A 3,307-nucleotide genomic window follows, 5' to 3' on the forward strand; every position below is an offset into this window, starting at 1 on the left:
GCGTGCGGGCGAGAATGGTCGTGGCTTTGCAGTGGTTGCTGACGAAGTGCGCCAATTGTCATTAATGACCAACAACTCTACCCAGCAAATTGAGTCAACAATAAATGGGTTAACAGCAGGTGTAAAAGGAACGATTGATTTAATGCAAAATAGCTTGGAACAGGCACATATAACCAATGATAAAACGGCACAAGCGGTCTCCGCAATTGGCTTGATTACCGAGCAGATCAGCGAGATGTTTGATATGAACACTCAAATAGCGACAGCATCCGAGGAGCAGTCGATGGTGTCGTCAGATATAGACCGTAATATTACGCAAATTGCTGACTTGGCAGGTAGCACGTACACCACGATTTCAGAATCAGCAGAGTGCAGTGTTCAGGTTAATCAGGTGGGGGAAAAACTGGAGCGTATTGTTGGCGAATTTAAATACTGAAGGCGAACTTAAATGCTTAAGGAACATTGGAATACTATCGATTAATGTGTATACCGACCAATATGAAATGCCATTATGAAATAGAAAAGCCCATCTTTGATGATGGGCTTTCGTTAATGGGGAACGTAACGATTATTTGCTTTCAGCAGCTCGGGCCTTAAGAAGCTCTGCATAGGTACCGCGGAAATCATGAATCATATTATCTTTGATTTCAAGAATACGGGTTGCAAGAGAGTCAACGAATACTCGGTCGTGAGAAACAAAGAACAGGGTTCCTTTGTAGTTCTCAAGCGCTAGGTTTAACGCCTCGATAGATTCCATATCCATGTGGTTGGTTGGCTCATCCATCAACAGAATGTTAGGTTTGTGCATCATGATCTTACCAAGCAGCATACGACCTTGCTCACCACCAGAAATTACTTTGACCGACTTCTTAATATCATCCTGACCAAATAGCATACGACCAAGGAAACCACGGACAACTTGCTCGTCTTCGCCTTCTTGACGCCATTGGCTCATCCAATCAAACAGATTCATATCATTTTCGAAATCATGAGCATGATCTTGGGCATAGTAACCAATGTTAGAGTTTTCAGACCATTTGTACTCACCGGTACGCGCTTCTAAGGCACCAGCTAGCGTGTTAAGCAGTGTGGTTTTACCAACACCATTCTCACCAATAATGGCAACACGTTCACCAACTTCAAAGATCGCATCGAACTTACTGTATAAGTCTTCTTCAAAGCCTTGTGATAGATTTTCCACTACTAGCGCATTACGGAACAATTCTTTTGATTGCTCGAAGCGAATGAATGGACTTTGACGGCTAGAAGCTTTGACTTCTTCTAATTGAATCTTATCGATTTGCTTAGCTCGTGATGTTGCTTGCTTCGCTTTAGATGCATTTGCAGAGAAACGCGATACGAACGTTTGTAGCTCAGCAATTTGGGCTTTTTTCTTCGCGTTATCGGTCAATAGACGTTCACGCGCTTGTGTTGCTGCTGTCATGTATTCGTCGTAGGTGCCAGGGAACAAGCGTAATTCACCATAATCCAGATCGGCCATATGGGTACATACAGAGTTTAGGAAGTGACGGTCATGGGAAATAATGATCATCGTACAATTACGCTGATTCAATGTTTCTTCAAGCCAAGCAATGGTATCCATATCCAAGTTGTTGGTGGGTTCATCAAGCAACATGATATGCGGGTCTGCAAACAGAACTTGTGCGAGTAGGACACGAAGTTTCCAACCAGGAGCCACCGCACTCATCAGTCCGAAATGCAACGACTCTTCAATACCAACGGCTAGGAGAAGTTCGCCTGCTTTGGCTTCGGCCATGTAACCGTCCATTTCAGCAAACTGGACTTCTAGATCCGCAACTTTCATGCCGTCTTCTTCACTCATTTCCGGCAGTGAGTAAATACGGTCACGTTCTAGCTTAACTTCCCAAAGCTCTTTGTAACCCATAATGACGGTATCAATCACAGTGAACTCTTCATAAGCAAACTGGTCTTGGTTTAGTTTAGCGACACGTTCATTCGGATCGTAACTGACGTTTCCACCAGTAGGCTCTAATTCACCGCTGAGGATTTTCATGAACGTTGATTTACCGCAACCATTCGCACCGATTAAACCATAGCGATTGCCTTCGCCAAATTTGACAGAAATATTTTCAAAAAGTGGCTTAGCGCCAAACTGCTGGGTGATGTTCGCTGTGGAGATCAATGCGGTTACCTTCAATTTAATGGATGACATACAAACGGCGCAACGTTACTTGTTCGTAGCAAGAACTTCAAGTCTTGTTTGCTTTAGATCACATAAATTACACCGCAAACCTGGATAAATTTCAACTTTGTCCTTTATTTACTGACTGATACACTAAGTGAGTAATACTGAATGCGTATTGTCATCTTTCTTGGGTAAATAAACACTAAATACGCTGCCTTTCCCCAATGCCGACTCTACTTTTATTTGCCCACCGGATTGGCTGACGATACTTTGCGATACTGATAGCCCCAGTCCCGTGCCATCACGCTTGGTCGTATAAAAAGGGTCAAAGATGCGTTTCAAATGCTCAGGGCTAATACCACACCCTTCATCAGCAACTCGAATGACAGCGCCTTTGAGAACCTCATTTTCATACCAATCGTGACTGGAAATAGTAAGCGTCCCCTGCCCGTTCATTGAATAAATTCCATTCATCTGAAGGTTAACTAACACCTGAAGGAACTGATGGCGATTAACTTCGACGGAGGTTCGGGCATGCAAATCAGCGATAAAGGTAATGCCTCGTTTGTTCGCGCCAGTTTTAACAAGGGTCATACTTTCTTCTATGATCGGATTGACGCGTTCCCAATTGATTTCATCTTGTATGCCACCCTGTCTGCTGTACTGTAGAAGGCTGCGGGTAATGTTTCGTATTCGATCAATTTGCTCCAAAATAGAATCAATTTCTTCTTCGATTTTTTTTGCATCATCACCAAGTTCTATTTTGATCAGCTCCGCATTGCCAAGAATTACGGCGGTTGGGTTGTTTATTTCATGAGCAATGCCCGCGGTTAGCTCGCCTAATGCGGCCAGCTTTTCGTTAATGATGAGTTTGTCTCTTGTTTGATTGAGCAACGTGATGTGGTGCTCCAATTGAGCGGTTTTCTCTTCCAAGCTTGCGGTTCGAGTTTTGACTTTAACTTCCAGTTGCAATGCGGCCTGTTCTATTTCTATCTTTCGCTGTTGAAGAGAATCGAGCATATTATCGAACTGCCGAGCAAGTTGAGCTAACTCATGCTGCTCATCAAGGCCTAGCTCTCCTATCCTTTTGTCTTTTCCCAGTTGAATGAGCTTGACTACTCTATGAATGCGTTCAATCGG

Annotated in this window: 3 protein-coding genes; 1 reads left to right on the plus strand and 2 read right to left on the minus strand. The window is 43.6% G+C overall.

Going from position 1 to position 3,307, the window contains the following annotated elements; all coding sequences use genetic code 11:
• Nucleotides 1-436: methyl-accepting chemotaxis protein (locus ACP45E_RS12255; protein ID WP_241824306.1), on the plus strand; the 436-nt coding region annotated here is incomplete at its 5' end.
• A gap of 132 nt (nt 437-568) precedes the next feature.
• On the opposite strand, the gene ACP45E_RS12260 is transcribed toward ACP45E_RS12255, so the two are convergent.
• Both ACP45E_RS12260 and ACP45E_RS12265 read right to left on the minus strand, forming a co-directional pair.
• Nucleotides 569-2,164 (minus strand): ABC-F family ATPase, encoded by a 1,596-nt coding sequence (locus ACP45E_RS12260; RefSeq protein WP_026026714.1) that lies wholly within the window; start codon nt 2,162-2,164, stop codon nt 569-571.
• 153 nt (nt 2,165-2,317) lie between these two features.
• Nucleotides 2,318-3,307: sensor histidine kinase (locus tag ACP45E_RS12265; protein ID WP_241824307.1), on the minus strand; the 990-nt coding region annotated here is incomplete at its 5' end.

Origin of the sequence: Vibrio genomosp. F10 str. 9ZD137 (assembly GCF_049974785.1) — a bacterium.
Lineage (GTDB): Bacteria > Pseudomonadota > Gammaproteobacteria > Enterobacterales > Vibrionaceae > Vibrio.